Source organism: Micromonospora sp. NPDC005206 (assembly GCF_040608175.1).
Classification (GTDB): domain Bacteria; phylum Actinomycetota; class Actinomycetes; order Mycobacteriales; family Micromonosporaceae; genus Micromonospora.
In genome coordinates, this window is sequence record NZ_JBEXHU010000011.1 from 249,849 (window position 1) to 266,990 (window position 17,142).

The following is a 17,142-nucleotide window of genomic DNA, read 5'->3' on the forward strand; positions in this document are numbered from 1 at the left end:
GACGCCACCGTGGTCAGCGGGCCTCCGGGTCCAGGCCCAGCACGGCCCGTCCCCCGTCCACCGGCAGCGTGACCCCGTTGATGAAGCTCGCCGCCGGCGACAGCAGGTACGCGACCGCCTCCGCCACCTCGTCGACCGTCCCGATCCGGCCCACCGGGTGCAGCCGGGTCAGCTCGGCGTCGATCCACTCGGCCTGGGTGGGCTCCTGGGCGGCCAGGAAGTCGCCGTGCCGCTCGGTGGCGATCGAGCCGAGCGCGACGGCGTTGGCGCGGATGCCGTGCCGCCCGTACTCGACGGCCAGCGCACGGGTCAGCCCCTCCACGGCGGCCTTCGCTGTCGAGTACGGCAGGGCGCCCGAAACCGGCCGGCGGGCCTGGTGCGACGAGACGTTCACGATGGCGCCACCCGCGCCGGCGGCCAGGAACCGGCGCACGGCCACGGCGGCGCCCACCACGGCCGGGCGCAGGTTCTGCCCGATCAGGTCGAGCACCGCGTCGGCGGACGCCGAGTGCAGGGCGGCGTCCCGGAACACCGCGGCGTTGTTGACCCAGCCGGTCAGTGGCGCGGAGCGCTCCGCCAGGTGGGCGGCGCGCTCGGCCACCTGCTCGTCGCCGGCGTCGCCGATGATCGCGCCCAGCCGGTCGGCGGCCGGGTGCCCGGCCAGCCAGTCGACCGCGTCGGCGTCACGCTCCACCACGACGACGGTGGCACCGGTCGCCACGAGTCGTTGCACCACGGCCCGGCCGACGCCACGGCCGCCGCCGGTCACCACGCACGACGTGGACACCTGGCTCAGCCGCCCGGTCTGCGGTGGACGACGACGCAGGCCAACCCCGGGCCGGCGTGCGCGGCGACGACGGCGCCCGCCTCGGAGACGTACGTGTCGTGCAGCCGGTCGCCGAGTCGCTCGGTGAGGGCGGCGAGCAGTGCTTCTGCTCGCTGCGGAGCTGCCAGGTGGTGCACCCCGAGGTCCACCTCGTCGTCGCCGGCCGCCTCGACGGCCAGGTCGACCAGCCGGGCCACTCCCCGGCTGGCGGTGCGCACCTTCTCCCGCAGCACGATCGAGCCGTCCGGCATGTGCATGATCGGCTTGACCGACAGGGCGGTGCCGAGCAGCGCCTCGGCGGCGTTGATCCGGCCGCCCCGGCGGAGGAATTCCAGCGTGTCGACGTAGAACCAGACGGTGGTCCGGACGACGGTGGCGAGGGCCGCGTCGCGTACACCGGACAGGTCGGCACCGGCCTCGGCGGCCGTGGCGGCCGCGATGGCCGGGAAGCCGAGCCCCATGCCGGCCGAGCGGCTGTCCACGACCTCGACCCGGCCGTCCAGGTCGGCGGCGGCCAGTCGGGCCGCCTCGACCGTGCCGGACAGGCTCGCGGAGATGTGCACCGAGACGATCCCGTCGGCGCCGGCGTCGAGGAGCCGGCGGTACGTCTGGGCGAACTGCTCGGGCGCCGGCCGGGAGGTGCTGGCCGTGACCCGCCGGCCGCTCAGCGCCAGGGTGGCGTCGGCGGGCTGGGTCTCCACCCCCTCCAGTCCCTCCGCGCCGTTGAGCACGACGGTCAGCGGCACGACGGTCAGCCGGTGCGCCTGCACCAGGTCGGGGGGAAGGTAGGCGGTGGAGTCGATGACGACCGCGACGGGCATGCCCGCACGCTAGTCGATCGGGGCGGTGAACGCCGAGGCGCAATCGTGCGACAGGTAGCGGGGCCGGCCGCGATGGACGGCGTTCAGACCGCGTCGACGACGGCCGGGGCGGTGATCATGCCGATGTTGTGCGCCCACAGCTGCCAGCCCCGGACGTCGTCGTGCCGCAGCTCGGTCCAGTGGCAGTTGACCAGCGAGCCGATGCTGCGCAGCACGCCGGCGTCCCAACCGAGCAGGTGACCGATGCCCTGCCGGGAGCCGGCGCCGTGGGTGGCGATCACCACGGTGCCGCCGGGTGTCGCGTCGGCCGCCTCCTGCAACGCGGCGGCGACCCGCTGGCCCAGGTCGTGCAGGGGCTCAAGGCCCGCGCCCGGGGCCGGGTCGCCGGACCGCCAGCGGGCGTACTCCGCGGGGAAGCGCTCGGCGACCTCGGTGAGGTACAGGCCCTGCCACTGCCCGAAGTGCCGCTCGCGCAGCCGGGCGTCGGTGCGGACCGGCAGGCCGGTCAGCGCGGCCAGCGCGGCGGCGGTCTCCGCGGCGCGACTCAGGTCGCTGGACACGATGGCGTCGGGACGCAGCGACGCGAGCAGCGGGGCGGCGTCGCGGGCCTGGTCGCGGCCAAGCTCGTTGAGGGGTACGTCGGTCTGCCCCTGGACGCGGTTGGCGGCGTTCCAGTCGGTGTTGCCGTGCCGCCAGATGATCAGCCGGGTCATTCGGCCGCGGCGGACCCGCTGGCGTCGGCCTCGACGAGGTCGCGGTCGACGAACGGGATCGTGGGGCAGTCCTTCCAGAGCCGGTCGAGCGCGTAGAACTCGCGCTCCTCGGTGTGCTGGACGTGCACCACGATGTCGACGTAGTCGAGCAGCACCCAGCGGCCACCACGCTCACCCTCGCGCCGCACCGGCTTGGCCTTCTCCGGCAGCTCCAGCAGGCGCTCCTCGATGGCGTCGACGATGGCCAGCACCTGACGCTCGTTGGGGGCGGCGGCGAGCAGGAACGCGTCGGTGATGGCGAGCTGGTCGCCGACGTCGATGATGGTGATGTCCTGCGCCTTCTTGTCGGCGGCGGCCTGGGCGGCGGCGATCGCCAGCTCGTGAGCGCGTTCGGAAACTGTCACCGTTCTCCTTCGATCAACCGTGCGATCCTCCAAGCGTCTCATACCCGGCGTCGCCTCGACTTGTCAGTTCTGGTCGATTAGCCGCATGAATGGGGGCGAACCGGGCATGGTCAGCGCTGATACAGGTTCCGTTTGGCGATGTACTGCACCACACCGTCGGGCACCAGATACCAGACCGGTTCGCCCCGGGCCACCCGCGCACGACAGTCGGTCGACGAGATGGCCATCGCCGGCACCTGGATCAGGCTGACGGTGTCGGCGGGCAGGTGCCTGTCGGTGAGTTGGAAGCCGGGCCGGGTCACCCCGATGAAGTGGGCCAGCTCGAAGATCTCGTCGAGGTCCTTCCACGACAGGATGCGTTGCAGCGCGTCGGCGCCGGTGATGAAGAACAGCTGCACCTTGGGGCCGTACTCGGCCTGGAGGTCGCGCAGCGTGTCGACCGTGTAGGTCGGCCCACTGCGGTCGATGTCGACCCGGCTGACCTGGAACCGGGGGTTGGAGGCGGTCGCGATGACCGTCATCAGGTACCGGTCCTCGGCGGGGCTGACCGGCTCGTCGGTCTTCTGCCACGGCTGCCCGGTGGGGACGAAGACCACCTCGTCCAGGCCGAAACGGTCGGCCACCTCGCTGGCCGCGACGAGGTGCCCGTGGTGGATCGGGTCGAAGGTGCCGCCCATGATCCCGATCCGCCGGATGTCTTCCTCCACCCCGTGATCGTAGGCCGGGCATCGTGGACCACCGCTCCGGCCCGGCGACGGGCACACCTGATCCCGCTCCAAACACGCGAGGAAACAAAGGCCATCGACCCGGGGGTCGCGGTGCGACGACTCGTGCGCATATACTCGCCAACAAGTAATCGGGAACGAGAAGGAGGAGGGTGTCGTGCCGAAGCGGCGCAAGGTCGGCAACCTGCTGGCGCTGGCCGTGCTGTCCGCCCTGGTCCAGCGGCCGATGCACCCGTACGAGATCGCCACCGCACTACGCGCCTGGGGCAAGGACCAGGACATGGAGTTCAAGTGGGGATCCTTCTACACGGTGATCCGCAACATGGACAAACACGACATGATCGAGGCCGTGGAAAGCGTCCGTGACGGCCGACGCCCCGAACGCACCGTCTACCGGATCACCGACGTGGGACGGGCGGAGCTGGTCGACTGGGCCCGCGAGCTGGTCTCCACCCCGATGCCGGAGCATCCCCGCTTCCGGGCCGGCCTGTCCGTGCTCGCCGCGCTGCATCCCGACGAAGCCACCGACCTGCTGCGGCAACGGCTCGACCTGCTGGACGACGCCATCGGCCAGGACCGCGCAACGCTCGACGCGCACCTACGGGAGATCCCGCGGCTGTTCCTGGTGGAGTCCGAGTACGACCTGGCCATGCGGGCCGCGGAAGCGGCCTGGCTGCGGGCCCTGCTCGCCGAGCTGACCTCGGGCAGCTACCCGGGTCTGGACACCTGGCGGGCCTTCCACGAGACCGGCGAGATACCGGCAGAGCTGGCCGAGCTGGCGGAGAGGACCAGCACCCCGGCCCCCGACACCCCCGACTGACGGACGGCTCCGGCGGGGTGCGCCAACACCCCGCCGGAGCCCTTACCTCGAACCGACACCTGGGAAGGCGCCCGGCCCGAAGCGGCAACCACGAGGATAACCGCGCTCCCTCCCAGGTCGGTTCGCACGCGCACGAACCGACGACACCCAGGGAGAGAGCATGACCACAGTACGAACCGCGATCGTCATCGGCGGCGGCATCGCCGGTCCGGTGACGGCGCTCGCGCTGCGCCGCGCCGGCATCACCGCCACCGTCCACGAGGCGTACCCCGCCACCGCCAGCGGGGTCGGCGGCATCGGTGGCATCGGTGGCACCCTCGCGCTCGCGCCCAACGGCGTGGCGGCACTGCGCACGGTGGGCGCGGACGAGGCGGTGACCGCGATCGCCACCCCGATCGAGCGCACCGTGATGGCCGTCGGCCGCCGCCGCATCGACCTGCCCACGCTCGCCGGGGTGCCACCGCTGCGCGTGGTGCACCGGGCCGAGCTGCACCGGGTGCTGCACGACCGGGCGGTCGCCGAGGGCGTCCCGTTCGCGTACGGCAAGCGGCTGGTCGCCGCCGAGCAGACGGAGAGCGGCGTGACCGCCCGCTTCGAGGACGGCAGCACCGCCACCGCCGACGTCCTGGTCGGCGCCGACGGCATCCGCTCGACCGTTCGCGGTCTCATCGACCCGGCCGCGCCCGGCCCCCGGTTCACCGGGCTGCTCGGCTTCGAGGCGGTGGCCCGGCACGAGGTGGACGCCGAGCCGGGCACGATGACCTTCGCGTTCGGGCGACGCGGCTACTACCTCTACTGGCCGGAGCCCGGCGGTGGCACCCGCTGGGGTGCCAACCTGCCGCACCAGCGGCCGTTGAGCCTGGTCGAGGCCCGCGCGGTGCCGGCGGCGCAATGGCTGGACACGCTGCGCAGCAGCTACGGCGACGACGATCCGGGCCGGGAACTGACGGCGACCAGCAGCGCCGACGAGCTCCAGGTCGTCGGCGCGTTGCAGATCATGCCGCCCGTGCCGCACTGGCACCGGGGGCGGATGGTGCTGGTCGGCGACGCGGCGCACGCGCCGTCGAACAGCTCCGGTCAGGGCGCGTCACTGGCGATCGAGAGCGCCGTGCAGCTCGCCCGCTGCCTGCGTGACCTGCCGGACGTGGCATCGGCGTTCACCGCGTTCGAGCGGCTGCGCCGCGCGAGGGTCGAAAAGGTCGCCGCCCGAGCGGCGCGGATCAACCACGCCAAGGCGCCGGGGCCGGTCGCCCGGACGCTCATGCCGCTGCTGATGCCGCTGCTGGCGCGCACCGCGATGGACCCGGAGAAGACGGTCGCCGCCGAACAGCGCTACGTCATCGACTGGGACGCCCCGGTCACGACGGAGCCGGCGCTGCGCTGAGCCGGGGCGCGGGGTGGCCCGCCAGCCACCCCGCGCCTGCCCTCTCAGGCCGCCGCGGCGGCCACCGCCGTCCGGGCGACCAGCGCGCGGCGCAGGTCGTCGTCGGCGTCGGTGACCACCCGGCGCAGGCCGGGGGTCAGGTCGTCGCGGGCCAGCAGCGCCGCGGCCGCCTCCCGCGTCGGCTGCGCCACGGCGTAGCGGGGGAACGCCAGGGTGGCCACGCGGTCGGCGGTCCAGGGAGTACGCCGACGCGCGGCGGCCGGCATGTCCGCGAAGTACCGCTCGACGTACGCCGCGGTCAGCTCGCCCTGCTCGGGCTGCCAGAAGCCCTCGGCGGTCGCCTCCAGCAGCCGGTTGGACAGCTCGGTGCCCCCCACGATGATGTCCCACGCCGCCTGCTTCGCGGCGGGATCGGGCAGGGCGGCGCGGCAGCGGGCGGCCCGCTCGGCGCCGGTGGCGCTGCGGTCGGCCGCCACCTCGGCGTCGATCTCCGCCGCGCCGGCCGCGCCCAGCACCACCAGCCGGCGCAGCACCAACCAGCGCAGCTCGGCGTCGACCTTCAGCCCGGTCGGCACGTCGCGGCCGGCGAGCCAGCCGGTGAGCAGGTCGGCGTCGGTGGTCGCGGCGATCCAGCCCCGCGCGGCGGCGAGCTGCAACGACTCCCCCGCCGGCGCGCCGTCGAGCAACTGCCGGCACGCCCCGGCGACCCGGGCCAGCGCCGCGGCGCGGGTCAGCGGATCGAGGTAGCGGTCGACCAGCGACCGGCTCAGGGTGAGCACGTCCTCCGCGATGATCACCTCGGTCTCGGCCAGCAGCGCGGCGACCATCAGCTCGACCAGGCCGGTCACTGGCCGCTCGCCATCGGTCGCCGCGTCCAGCGCCTCGCTCCAGAGCACCGCCCGCGCCAGCGGGTCGGCCAGCCCGGGCAGCACCAGCGGCACGGCGTTCGCCGACGCCGGGTCGAGGCGCACCTTGGCGAACGTGAGGTCGCCGTCGTTGGGCAGCAGCAGCCGGGCCGCCGGGGCGCCGGTCAGCCCGTCGAGCACGGTCCGCCCGCCGTCGGTGGCCGGGTCGAGGTCCACCTCGTCGCGCTCCACCGCGCCGTCCGCCGAGTAGCGGCCCACACCGATCCGGTGCGGACGCAGCACCGGGTGCGACTCGGGCGCGGTCTGCACCACGGCCACCTCGGTGTAACGGCCGTCGGCGTCGACGGCGACCTCGGCGCGCAGCGTGTTGACCTGCGCCTGGCGCAGCCACAGCTCAGCCCAGCCGGACAGGTCCCGGCCACTGGCGGCGGAGAGGCTGGCCAGCAGGTCGGCGAGGGTCGCGTTGCCGAAGCGGTGCGCGGCGAAGTGCGCGTTCAGGCCGGCGAGGAACGCCTCGTCACCGAGCCACGCGACGAGCTGCCGCAGCACGCTGGCGCCCTTGGCGTACGAGATGCCGTCGAAGTTGAGCAGGCCCTCGTCGGCGTCGGCCACCTCCTCCGGAGCGACGGGGTGGGTGGAGGGGCGCTGGTCGGCGGCGTACCCCCAGGCCTTTCGGCGCATGGCGAACGTGGTCCACGCCTGGTCGAAGCGGGTCGCCTCGGCCGTGACCCGGGTGCCCAGGTACTCCGCGAAGGACTCGTTGAGCCACAGGTCGTCCCACCAGCGCATGGTGACCAGGTCGCCGAACCACATGTGCGCCATCTCGTGGGCGATGGTGGTGGCCCGCAGCTCCCGCTGGGTGTCCGTGACCGCCGAGCGGAAGACGTAGTCGTCGCGGAAGGTGACGATGCCCGGGTTCTCCATCGCGCCGGCGTTGAACTCGGGCACGAACGCCTGGTCGTACTTGCCGAACGGGTAGCGCTCGGTGAAGAGCTCATGGAACCGGTCCAGGCACTGCCGAGTGACGGTGAAGATCTCCTCCGCGTCGGCGTCCAGGTGCTCGGCCAGCGACCGGCGGCAGTAGATGCCCAGCGGCACGCCGTCGTGCTCGGCCCGCCGCACGTGGTACGGGCCGGCGATCAGCGAGAAGAAGTAGGTGGCCAGGGGCGCGCTCGGGGCGAACTCCCAACGCCCGGGCGCGGGGTTGGCGGCCACCTCGGCGTTGCTGGCGACCGTCCACTCGGGTGGAGCGGTGACCGTGAGGGTGAACGACGCCTTCAGGTCGGGCTGGTCGAACGCGGCGAAGATGCGCTGCACGTTGTCGAGGAAGGTCACCGCGTAGAGGTAGGTCTCGCCGTCGGCCGGGTCGACGAAGCGGTGCATGCCCTCCCCCGTGTTGGAGTACGCCATCTCCGCTTCGACGAACAGGGTGTTCTCCGCGGCCAGGTTGGTCAGCGGGAGCCGGTTGTCGGTCAACGCGCCGGGGTCGACGTCGCGGTCGTTGAGGCGTACCGCCAGGAGTTTGGCGGGTTTGATCTCGGCGAAGGTCGCGGTGCCGGGGGTCGCCCGGAACCGGATCTCGACGCGGGAGCGGAACAGCTCGCCGCCACCGGTCAGGTCGAGGTCCACCTGATAGGACTCGACAGTAATCGCCGCGCCACGCGCGGTCGCCTCTACACGGGTCAGGCTCGGCATCCGCTTATCCTGCCCGATGGGGATCCGCACGCGGTCACCACACGACCCTCGGCACTGGAGGAAAGAACCATGGCGCAGCACCCCAAGGGCGACTTCGACCTCTCTCGGGCGGTCTGGCAGCGGGCCGACGGGGACACCTCCGACAGCGCCGTCGAGGTCGCGTTCGTCGACGAACTGATCGGGATGCGCAACTCCGCCCAGCCGGAGGGGCCGGTGCTGGTCTTCACCCAGGCGGAGTGGGACGCGTTCGTCGCCGGCGCGCAGGACGGCGAGTTCGACCTGGACTGAACTCGCACGCCGGCTCGGCGGTGTGGGGGTGTTTCGACGCCCGCGGCACTCCCACGTCGCCGACCCGGGGCCGGGCGTCAGCCATCGGTCAACCATCGCCGGGGCCGTCGCCGTCGCCCCAGCCGAGGCCGCCGGGACCGGGGGCGTGGTGGAAGCCGAGATGCTCGGCCACGTCGACGCAGCGCTCGCCGTCCGGGCCGACCGCCCCGCAGAACAGCCGCTCGGCCCGGTGCCAGGCATCGGCCGGCGACAGGGCCGCCGCGCCGAGCGCCAGCTCCGGGCGGAGCAGGCTCAGCGCCTCCGCGTACGCCACCGCCAGCTCGCGGGCGTCGGCCATGCCGGCAGCCGTGAAGCCCAGGTGCACCGTGAAGAACCGGTGCGGCCGGGTGGGCCGCCGGGGCGGCCCGATCAGCGCCCCCCGGTCCCGGATCCGGTCCGCGCCGAGACCCCCGACCGCCCGCCGCTGCCGCCAGTGCGGCGATCTGTTGTCCCGCATACGCCCTCCCCGTGATCCCTTGTCGCGGACCGGCCGCAACACCGGCCCCAGCCGCCCCGGCCCTCGCCGCCGCCGGCCACTCACCCGAAACTCAACCAGGTTCCCGCGCCGGTGGGAGGGGCCAGCGGACGCCGATCCGGTGGCCGAGCCGCACCGGCCAGCCGGCGCGCGACCGATGCCAGCGGTGGGTTCAGGAGCCCCGACCTGGGTAGACGCACCCGGCCGAGCAGACCGGCCGGCATCCGCACGTGAGGAGACCCGATGGCAACCATGCCGGCCGACCGCGGCCCGGACAGCACGCTGGCGTTCCTCCGCGCCGGCTACCGGTTCATCGGCGAGCGCTGCGACCGGTACGGCAGCGACGTCTTCCAGACCCGGATCCTGCTGGCCCCGACCATCTGCCTGCGCGGCCGGCCGGCGGCGACGCTGTTCTACGACGCCGAGCGCTTCCAGCGGCGCGAGGCGATGCCGACGCGGGTACAGCGGACCCTGACCGGCCGGGGCGGCGTGCAGGGGCTGGACGGGCCGGAGCACCGGGACCGCAAGGCGATGCTCATGTCGATCATGACGCCGGCCGCCATCGGGCAGCTCGGCCAACTCTTCGACGACGAGTGGCAGGCTCGGATCCCGGCCTGGGAGAGCGCGACGCCGGTGACGCTCTACGACGAGCTGGGCCGGCTGCTGACCCGGGTGGTCTGCGCCTGGGCCGGGGTGCCGCTGGCCGCGTCGCAGGTCGACCGCCGTACCGTCGAGCTGCACTCCATGATCGAAGCCCCGGCGATGGTCGGTCCCCGGCACTGGCGGGGCCTGCTCGCCCGCCGCCGGGCCGAACGCTGGATCGCCGACATCATCGAGCGGACGCGGATCGGCATTCTCCCGGCCCCCGCCGGCAGCGCGCTGAAGGTGATCGCCGAGCACCGCGACGCGCGGGGCAGGCTGCTCCCCCGGCGGATCGCCGCGGTCGAGCTGCTCAACGTGCTGCGGCCGACGGTCGCCGTGGACCGGTTCATCGTCTTCGCCGCGCTCGCCCTGCACGACCATCCCGCCTGGCGGCAACGGGTCCGCGGCGACGACGAGGCCACCGAGCAGTTCGTGCAGGAGGTACGCCGGTACTACCCGTTCTTTCCGGCCGCCGCGGCCCAGGTCCGGCGCTCCTTCGACTGGCAGGGCCACCACTTCCCGCGAGGGCGGCGGGTGCTCCTCGACCTGTACGGCACCAACCACCACCCCGCGCTCTGGCCCGAGCCGGAGCTGTTCCGCCCGGAGCGGTTCGCCGGCCGTCCCGTGGACGCGTTCCAGCTGATCCCGCAGGGCGGTGGCGACCACTGGACCGGGCACCGCTGCGCCGGCGAGTGGATCACCATCGACCTGATGAAACGGGCGGTCACCAACCTGACCAGCGCCATGCGCTACGAGGTTCCGCCACAGGACCTGGCCCTGGACCTGCACCGGATGCCGGCGCTACCCCCCACCGGTCTCACCCTCACCAACATCCGCCGCACCGCCTGACCCACCGCCTGCCCGGGAGGCACGCTTGCCCTTCGACCCCGGCCGCGGCCGGGACGGTACCGCGCCGCCCCCGTTGCCGATAGCGTACGTGCTGCCGCTGCGCTGGACCGTCGACACCGGCCTGGCCGATCTGACCGACTACCTGCGCTGGCTGGGCGGCCGCGTCGAGCTGATCGTGGTCGACGGCTCCCCACCGGACGTCTTCGCCCGCCACGCCGCGGCGTGGCGCGGGCTGGTCCGCCGGCACCTCCCGCCCGACCCCACCCTGCGCGGGCTGAACGGCAAGGTGACCGGGGTGCTCACCGGCGTCCGCGCGGCCGGCCACGAACACGTCGTGATCGCCGACGACGACGTCCGGTACGACGAGGCCGGGCTGCGCGCGGTGCACCGGCTGCTCGGCCGGGTGGATCTGGTCCGGCCGCAGAACTACTTCGCCCCGCTGCCCTGGCACGCCTGGTGGGACACCGGTCGGACGCTGCTCAACAGGGCGCTCGGGGCGGACTACCCGGGCACCCTGGCGGTGCGCCGCAACACCTTCCTCGGCATGGGCGGGTACGACCCGGACGTGCTCTTCGAGAACCTGGAGCTGATCCGCACCGTGCGGGCGTACGGCGGAACCGAGGCCACGCCGGCCTGGCTGTACGTACGCCGGCTGCCACCGGACGCCGCGCACTTCCGCGGCCAACGGGTCCGCCAGGCGTACGACGATCTGGCCCAGCCGGTCCGCCTGCTGACCGCGCTCGCGGTCCTGCCGGCGCTGGCGGCGGCGGTCGCGGCCCGCCGGTCCGGGCTGCTGCTCGGCGCGGCGGCCGGCACCGCCGCCCTCGCCGAGCTCGGCCGCCGCCGCGCCGGGGGCGACGCGGTCTTCCCGCCGAGCACCGCGCTGGCGGCCCCGCTCTGGCTGCTGGAACGCGGCGTCTGCGGCTGGCTCGCGGTCGGTCAGCGGTTCCTGCGCGGAGGAGTCCGCTACGGCGACACCCGCCTCCGCCGGGCCGCCCACTCGACCCGCGCGCTGCGGCCCCGCTGACAACGCGACAGCTCGCGGACACCGAGGTGGCCGCGAGCCGTCGGGGTTGGTACGGGTGGGGTCAGGAGCTGACCTGCTGGCGGGACTGCTGCGCCTGGTCTTTGACGTCCTGTGCGGCCGACCTGCTGTCGTCCTTGACCGCGTGCACCGCGTCCTGGGCGGTGGACTTCACTGACTCCGCGGCGTGCTGAGCCGGCTCGCGCAGCTCCTCCTTGAGCTCGCTGGCCACCTCGCCCAGCTTCTCCGTCACCACCCCGCTGTGCTCGCTGGCCTTCTCCTTGAGCTGGGTCGCGGCCTGCTGCTCCCGGCGGGTGGCCGGAATCAGCGACGAGGCGAGCCAGCCGACGCCGAACGCGATCAGGCCGGCGGCCAGCGGGTTGCCCTCGGACTTCTGCCGGATGACCCGCGGCGCGCTGTGGGCGGCGGCGCTGACGGTGGAGGCCGCCGACTGCGCGGCGTCGCTGACGCTGGAGGCCGCCGACGAGGCGCGGTCGCCCACCGAGTGGGCGGCGTGGCCGGTGCCGTGGCCGAGGTCAGACGCGGTTCCCATGACCTTGTCCCTCACATTCTGCAGCGCGGAGCGGGCCCGCTGCTTACGGTCGTCGACGATGCGGCTGGGGCTGACCTTGTACGCCAGCGCGTCCACGTCGGAGCTCAGGTTGTTGCGGGTGGCTTCGATCTCCCGGCGGATCTGGTCGGGATCGGTGCTCATCGGGTGACTCCCTCCGGGTGGGGCTTGAGCGCGTCGGGGATCCGCTGCACGCTGTCGTTGGTCTGCTTGAGCCCGCGTACGTGCTGGGCGTTCTTCTTGGCCATGGAGTAGAGGACCCCGGCGACCACGGCCCAGATCACGGCCACGATCAGCGCGGCCAGGCCGGAGTCCATGACGTTGTCCAGGAACTGCCACACGGCGATGGACACGAAGAGCGCCACCATGTAGCCGCCGAAGCCGGCGCCGCCGAAGAGCCCGGCGGCCTTGCCGGCCTTCCTGCCCTCCTGGCGGATCTCGGCCTTGGCCAGCTCGACCTCCTGGCGCATCAGGGTCGACAGGTCACTGGTGACCTGGCGCATCAGCTCACCGAGCGAGCTGCCCTTCACCTCCGCCGCGCTGTGCGGGGCACCCGCGTCGGGGTGGTAACCGGAGTCCAGTCCGGACCCCTGCGTCGGCATCGTCATGCCGTCGCCTCCCTTCGGATGACTCGGTGGCTCACGGGCGGGTGCTGCCGCCGGACGGCACGCCCGGCAGCGGGTCGGTCTGGCTCACCGGCGGCAGCGGCTGGCCGGTGCCGGTCGGCTCGGCGTACCCGCCGGAGGTCGGCTCGGCGTAGGCGCCGGGGGTCGGCTCGGCGTAGGCGCCGGGGGTCGGCTCGGCGTAGGCGCCGGGGGTCGGGTCGAGGTAGCCGCCCTGCGGAACGGCGTCCGGCACCGTGCGGGGCGCCGGCGGCGTCGGGATCACCGCGGTCTGCTCCGGGTCGTACGCGCCGGCGCCGCGGTGACCCGTCGAGCCGTTGCCGGAGTCGTCGCCGGCGGCGGAGATGCTGCGGGTCAGGCGACCGGCCAGCACGCCGAGCACCGCCGCGCCGACCAGGAAGGTGCCCGGGTTGCGCCGCGCGTAGTCGCGTACCTCGGTGATCAGGTCGCCGGGCTCGCGCTCCTCGAGCCAGCCGGCCACGCCGTGCACCCGGTCGGCGGCCTGGCGGGCCAGCTCGCTCACCGGGCCGGCCTGGCCACCCTGCTCGGCCATCGAGCACATCTCGTCGGCGAACGAACGCAGCCCACCGGCCGCGCGGCGCTGCTGCTCGCCGGTCTGGCTGGCGAGCTGGTTGCGCGCCTCGCCGTAGAGGTTGCGGGCCTGCCGGGCCGCCTCACGGCCGACCTCGGTGCCCTGCTCCTTCGCGGTCTGCGCGACCGCGCCACCGGCGTGCGCGGCTTCGGATCCAACCTGGCGGGCCTGGTCGCGGACGCCTCCGCCGTTGGTCGACTCCTGCCCGTACGTGGAAGACGTGGGTGACAGATCGTAAGTCATGATTTCCCTTCCGCTCGGAAAGTCGTCGCGGTTGTGCTGGGGGGATGCGACCGCGCTGCCGCGGCCGCTGACGATTCACCTACCCTGCGTTCCGGCTTCCATGCCTCTTCGTGCATTTCTCTGCGCGGCCGGTGGGATCGACTTCAAAATGGAGGATCGTCGGGCTGCGTCACGTCGCCGCTGCGGACAGTGAGGTTCGCGGGGCCGGCAGATCCACGGAGGGGGCAGCGATGGCACGAGACGCGCGAGGGGGCCGACCAACCGGCCCCCGGCCTCGGGTGCAGACGGCGGCACTGATCGTGGCCGGCGTCTTCCTGCTGATCGGCATCCTCGGCTTCATCCCCGGCATCACCACCGACTACGGCGAGCTGCGGTTCGCCAGCCACCACTCGGACGCCCGGCTGCTCGGGCTGTTCCAGATCTCGATCCTGCACAACGCCGTACACCTGCTGTTCGGGCTGGTCGGCCTGGCGCTGGCCCGCAGCATCGGCGGCGCCCGGCTCTTCCTGGCCGGAGGCGGTGCGATCTACCTCGCCCTCTGGCTGTACGGCCTGGCGGTCGAGGCGATCGACGAGGACGGCGGGGTGAACATCCTGCCGGTCAACGCCGCCGACAACTGGCTGCACCTCGCGCTCGGCTTCGGCATGCTCACGCTCGGGTTGCTGCTCTCCAACCAGGTTGGCACCGGCGGACGTCTCGACACGCCGATCGACCGGCCCTGAACTGGCGCTTGAGCGGTTTGGCGGTCATCCCGGCAGGGGTATCCCGGGGGTGATTCGCGAAAGAGGTGTGACATGCCCCGTTGGCTGCGCGACAACGCCCTGACCGTCGCCATGCTCGGCGCGTTCCTGGTCTTCCTGGTGCTGCAGAGCGTCTTCGGCTGGCAGACCCACAACGAGGAGCTGACCGAGTTCGGCGCGGCGCCGCTGAGCTGGCCGGCCTACCTGACCAGTGGGCACTTCGCGGAGGCGGTCTTCGAGAACTGGGAGTCGGAGTTCCTCCAGATGGGCGGGTACGTGCTGCTCACCGCGCACCTGGTGCAGCGGGGTTCGGCCGAGTCGAAGCCGGTGGACCAGACCGACCGGCCGGAGGACGACGAGCGCCGGGCCACCCCGCAGTCGCCCTGGCCGGTACGCGTCGGCGGCCTGCCGCTGGTCGTCTACCGCAACAGCCTCTCCATCGCGCTGCTGCTGATCTTCGCTGGCTCATTCGTCGGCCACCTGCTCGGTGGCACCGCCGCGTACAACCAGGAGCAGGCGTTGCAGAGTGGCGCACCGCCGATCGGGGTGTGGGACTTCCTCGGCACCAGCGACTTCTGGTTCCAGTCCATGCAGAACTGGCAGAGCGAGTTCCTCGCGGTCGGCGCCCTGATCGTGCTGAGCATCGTCCTGCGCCAGCACGCTTCGCCGGAGTCGAAGCCGGTCACCGTCGCGCACGCCAGCACCGGCGCCTGAGCGCCGGCACCGCGGCACGGGGCCGTCAGGCCGCGACCGGCAGCCGCTTGGCGAAACAGACGCTGTACGGGTTGTGCACGTACTCGCCGTACGCCGGGATCCGGTCGTAGCCGCACGAGGTGCAGAGCCCGATCGCGGCCGGCAGGTAGGTGCCGGTCTCCAGGCAGACCACCGAGTGCCCCTGGCGGAATGCCAGCTCCTCCAGCGCGGCCAGCAGCTGGCGGGCGATGCCCCGACCTCGGGACGCCGGACGGACGTACATCCGCTTGACCTCGCCGGTGGCGGCGTCGATCGACTGGAGCCCGCCGCAGGCGACCGCCCGGCCGTTCACCACCACGGCGAGGTAGCGGATGTCGTCGTGGGTGACGGTGACCTGCCCGTCCAACCCGCCGTCGGCCTCGCGCACCTCACGCTGCTGCGCGGTGACCAGTGCGGCGATCTCCGGATCGATGGCGGGCCGAGCTTCGATCAGCATCACCCCACGCTAGGCGGGGTGGATTTCGCGGAGGTTTCCGGCAATCAACCCGATCACGGAGCGCAACGGGCTATTCGGCGTCGTCCTCGTCGTCGATGTCGACGATGTCGTCGGACGCGTCGGCGCCCACCTCGTCCCCGGAACGCACCCGGCGGGCCTTGCGGGCGGCGAGCCGCTCGGCCGCACGAGCCCGGTTCGACCTCGCCTCCAGCCGGACGTCGGTGCCCCGGTTGCCGGGCGTGAACTCCACGCCGGCGTAGAGCGTCGGCTGCCAGTCGAACTCGCGCTCACCGATCCGGACCAGGTCGCCGGGCTGCGCGCCGGCCTTGGCCAGCTTGTCCTCGACCCCGAGCCGGGCCAGCCGGTCGGCCAGGTAGCCGATCGCCTCGTCGTTGTCGAAGTTGGTCTGCTTGACCCACCGCTCCGGTCGGACGCCCCGGACCGTGAACGAGCCGTCGGTCTCGGCCGTGATGGTGAAGCCCTCGTCGTCCACGGCCGTCGGCCGGATCACGATCCGGGTCGGCTCGGCCGGCGGCGCGGCCTTGCGCTGCGCGTCGACCAGCTCGGCCATCGCGTAGGTGAGCTCCTTGAGCCCCTCCCGGGTGGCCGCGGAGACCTCGAACACCCGGTAACCGCGCTCCTCCAGGTCGGGGCGCACGATCTCGGCGAGGTCGCGGCCGTCCGGCACGTCGACCTTGTTCACGGCCACCAGTCGCGGCCGGTCGGCCAGCCCGCCGTACTCGTTCAGCTCGGCCTCGATGGTCTCGATGTCGGCGACCGGGTCGCGGCCCGGCTCCAGCGTCGCCGAGTCGATGACGTGCACCAGCACTGCGCAGCGCTCGATGTGCCGCAGGAACTCCAGGCCCAGCCCCTTGCCGGTGGCCGCGCCGGGGATCAGGCCCGGCACGTCGGCGACGGTGAAGGTGTGGTTGTCCACCCGGACCACGCCGAGGTTGGGCACCAGGGTGGTGAACGGGTAGTCGGCGATCTTCGGCTTCGCGGCGGAGATCACCGAGATCAGCGACGACTTGCCGGCCGACGGGAAGCCCACCAGGCCCACATCGGCGACGCTCTTGAGCTCCAGCACCACGTCGAGGTGGTCGCCGGGCTCACCCAGCTCGGCGAAGCCGGGAGCCTTGCGCTTGGCGTTGGCCAGCGAGGCGTTACCTCGCCCGCCACGCCCGCCGCGGGCCACCTCGAAGGTGGTGCCGGCGCCGACCATGTCGGCCAGCACGGTGCCGTCGAGGGTCTGCACCACGGTGCCGTTGGGCACCTTGAGCACCAGTTCGTGGCCGTTGGCCCCGTCCCGGTTCGACCCCGCGCCACCCTTGCCGCTGTCGGCCTTGACGTGCGGGCGGAAGTGGAAGTCGAGCAGCGTGGTCACCTGCGGGTCGACCACCAGGGACACGCTGCCGCCGTGCCCGCCGTTGCCGCCGTCCGGCCCGCCGAAGGGCTTGAACTTCTCGCGGTGGATCGAGGCACAACCGTGCCCGCCATCGCCGGCCTGCAAATGCAGCACGACCCGGTCAACGAACGTCGCCACGGCGTCAATCCTTCCAGCGAGGTTCGACCCCGCACTGCGAAAAAAGCGAAGCGGGCCGGGACCCGGAGGT

General features: G+C 73.1%; 19 protein-coding genes. 7 read left to right on the forward strand and 12 right to left on the reverse strand.

Features of this window, described 5'->3' with window-relative positions; all coding sequences use genetic code 11:
- Window positions 1–13: 13 nt before the first annotated feature.
- The 5 genes from ABZU69_RS18895 to nadD all read right to left on the reverse strand — a co-directional run bounded on the left by ABZU69_RS18895 (window position 14) and on the right by nadD (window position 3,471).
- Window positions 14–787, reverse strand: coding sequence for an SDR family oxidoreductase (locus ABZU69_RS18895; protein ID WP_354965609.1), 774 nt, complete (start codon window positions 785–787; stop codon window positions 14–16).
- A gap of 5 nt (window positions 788–792) precedes the next feature.
- Window positions 793–1,647, reverse strand: coding sequence for a DegV family protein (locus ABZU69_RS18900; RefSeq protein WP_354965610.1), 855 nt, complete (start codon window positions 1,645–1,647; stop codon window positions 793–795).
- A gap of 83 nt (window positions 1,648–1,730) precedes the next feature.
- Window positions 1,731–2,360: a histidine phosphatase family protein gene (locus ABZU69_RS18905; protein WP_354965611.1), complete on the reverse strand. Its 630-nt coding sequence runs from the start codon at window positions 2,358–2,360 to the stop codon at window positions 1,731–1,733.
- Window positions 2,357–2,764, reverse strand: a complete 408-nt coding sequence (gene rsfS, locus ABZU69_RS18910; protein ID WP_354965612.1) for a ribosome silencing factor — start codon at window positions 2,762–2,764, stop codon at window positions 2,357–2,359. Before rsfS ends, ABZU69_RS18905 begins: the two co-directional genes overlap by 4 nt.
- A 110-nt stretch (window positions 2,765–2,874) precedes the next feature.
- Window positions 2,875–3,471, reverse strand: coding sequence for a nicotinate-nucleotide adenylyltransferase (gene nadD, locus ABZU69_RS18915; RefSeq protein ID WP_354965613.1), 597 nt, complete (start codon window positions 3,469–3,471; stop codon window positions 2,875–2,877).
- Between the two features lie 175 nt (window positions 3,472–3,646).
- On the opposite strand from nadD, the gene ABZU69_RS18920 reads away from it, so the two are divergent.
- Complete coding sequence (locus ABZU69_RS18920) at window positions 3,647–4,309, forward strand: PadR family transcriptional regulator (protein WP_354965614.1); 663 nt, start codon at window positions 3,647–3,649, stop codon at window positions 4,307–4,309.
- 160 nt (window positions 4,310–4,469) lie between these two features.
- Entirely contained in the window at window positions 4,470–5,693 is a 1,224-nt protein-coding gene (locus tag ABZU69_RS18925; protein ID WP_354965615.1) for an FAD-dependent monooxygenase, read from the forward strand.
- A gap of 44 nt (window positions 5,694–5,737) precedes the next feature.
- On the opposite strand, the gene pepN is transcribed toward ABZU69_RS18925, so the two are convergent.
- Window positions 5,738–8,254: an aminopeptidase N gene (gene pepN / locus ABZU69_RS18930; RefSeq protein ID WP_354965616.1), complete on the reverse strand. Its 2,517-nt coding sequence runs from the start codon at window positions 8,252–8,254 to the stop codon at window positions 5,738–5,740.
- 69 nt (window positions 8,255–8,323) lie between these two features.
- Between pepN and ABZU69_RS18935 the strand changes: the two genes are divergently transcribed.
- Window positions 8,324–8,542, forward strand: a complete 219-nt coding sequence (locus tag ABZU69_RS18935) for a DUF397 domain-containing protein (RefSeq protein WP_354965617.1) — start codon at window positions 8,324–8,326, stop codon at window positions 8,540–8,542.
- Window positions 8,543–8,630: 88 nt separating this feature from the next.
- On the opposite strand, the gene ABZU69_RS18940 is transcribed toward ABZU69_RS18935, so the two are convergent.
- A complete protein-coding gene (locus ABZU69_RS18940; RefSeq protein WP_354965618.1) occupies window positions 8,631–9,038 on the reverse strand; it encodes a hypothetical protein in 408 nt (135 codons plus the stop codon).
- Between the two features lie 261 nt (window positions 9,039–9,299).
- Here ABZU69_RS18940 and ABZU69_RS18945 point away from each other — a divergent pair, with 261 nt between their 5' ends.
- Both ABZU69_RS18945 and ABZU69_RS18950 read left to right on the forward strand, forming a co-directional pair.
- A complete protein-coding gene (locus tag ABZU69_RS18945) occupies window positions 9,300–10,547 on the forward strand; it encodes a cytochrome P450 (protein ID WP_354965619.1) in 1,248 nt (415 codons plus the stop codon).
- 25 nt (window positions 10,548–10,572) lie between these two features.
- Window positions 10,573–11,574 (forward strand): glycosyltransferase family 2 protein, encoded by a 1,002-nt coding sequence (locus tag ABZU69_RS18950; protein WP_354965620.1) that lies wholly within the window; start codon window positions 10,573–10,575, stop codon window positions 11,572–11,574.
- 61 nt (window positions 11,575–11,635) lie between these two features.
- Here ABZU69_RS18950 and ABZU69_RS18955 read toward each other — a convergent pair whose 3' ends face one another.
- Genes ABZU69_RS18955 through ABZU69_RS18965 form a run of 3 tightly spaced genes read right to left on the reverse strand, consistent with a single transcriptional unit; the run spans window position 11,636 to window position 13,600 of the window.
- Complete coding sequence (locus tag ABZU69_RS18955) at window positions 11,636–12,286, reverse strand: DUF3618 domain-containing protein (RefSeq protein WP_354965621.1); 651 nt, start codon at window positions 12,284–12,286, stop codon at window positions 11,636–11,638.
- The gene (locus ABZU69_RS18960; RefSeq protein ID WP_354965622.1) at window positions 12,283–12,750 is read right to left on the reverse strand and encodes a phage holin family protein; all 468 of its coding nucleotides are present in this window, start codon (window positions 12,748–12,750) and stop codon (window positions 12,283–12,285) included. Before ABZU69_RS18960 ends, ABZU69_RS18955 begins: the two co-directional genes overlap by 4 nt.
- 31 nt (window positions 12,751–12,781) lie before the next feature.
- Window positions 12,782–13,600 carry a hypothetical protein gene (locus ABZU69_RS18965; protein WP_354965623.1) on the reverse strand — a complete coding sequence of 273 codons (819 nt, stop codon included), beginning with the start codon at window positions 13,598–13,600 and terminating at the stop codon, window positions 12,782–12,784.
- A 230-nt stretch (window positions 13,601–13,830) separates the two neighbouring features.
- Here ABZU69_RS18965 and ABZU69_RS18970 point away from each other — a divergent pair, with 230 nt between their 5' ends.
- Both ABZU69_RS18970 and ABZU69_RS18975 read left to right on the forward strand, forming a co-directional pair.
- Complete coding sequence (locus ABZU69_RS18970; RefSeq protein WP_354965624.1) at window positions 13,831–14,322, forward strand: DUF4383 domain-containing protein; 492 nt, start codon at window positions 13,831–13,833, stop codon at window positions 14,320–14,322.
- 72 nt (window positions 14,323–14,394) lie between these two features.
- Window positions 14,395–15,054: a DUF6766 family protein gene (locus ABZU69_RS18975; RefSeq protein ID WP_354965625.1), complete on the forward strand. Its 660-nt coding sequence runs from the start codon at window positions 14,395–14,397 to the stop codon at window positions 15,052–15,054.
- A gap of 25 nt (window positions 15,055–15,079) precedes the next feature.
- On the opposite strand, the gene ABZU69_RS18980 is transcribed toward ABZU69_RS18975, so the two are convergent.
- Window positions 15,080–15,529 carry a GNAT family N-acetyltransferase gene (locus tag ABZU69_RS18980; RefSeq protein ID WP_354965626.1) on the reverse strand — a complete coding sequence of 150 codons (450 nt, stop codon included), beginning with the start codon at window positions 15,527–15,529 and terminating at the stop codon, window positions 15,080–15,082.
- A 70-nt stretch (window positions 15,530–15,599) separates the two neighbouring features.
- Complete coding sequence (obgE, locus tag ABZU69_RS18985; protein WP_354965627.1) at window positions 15,600–17,072, reverse strand: GTPase ObgE; 1,473 nt, start codon at window positions 17,070–17,072, stop codon at window positions 15,600–15,602.
- Window positions 17,073–17,142: the final 70 nt, after the last annotated feature.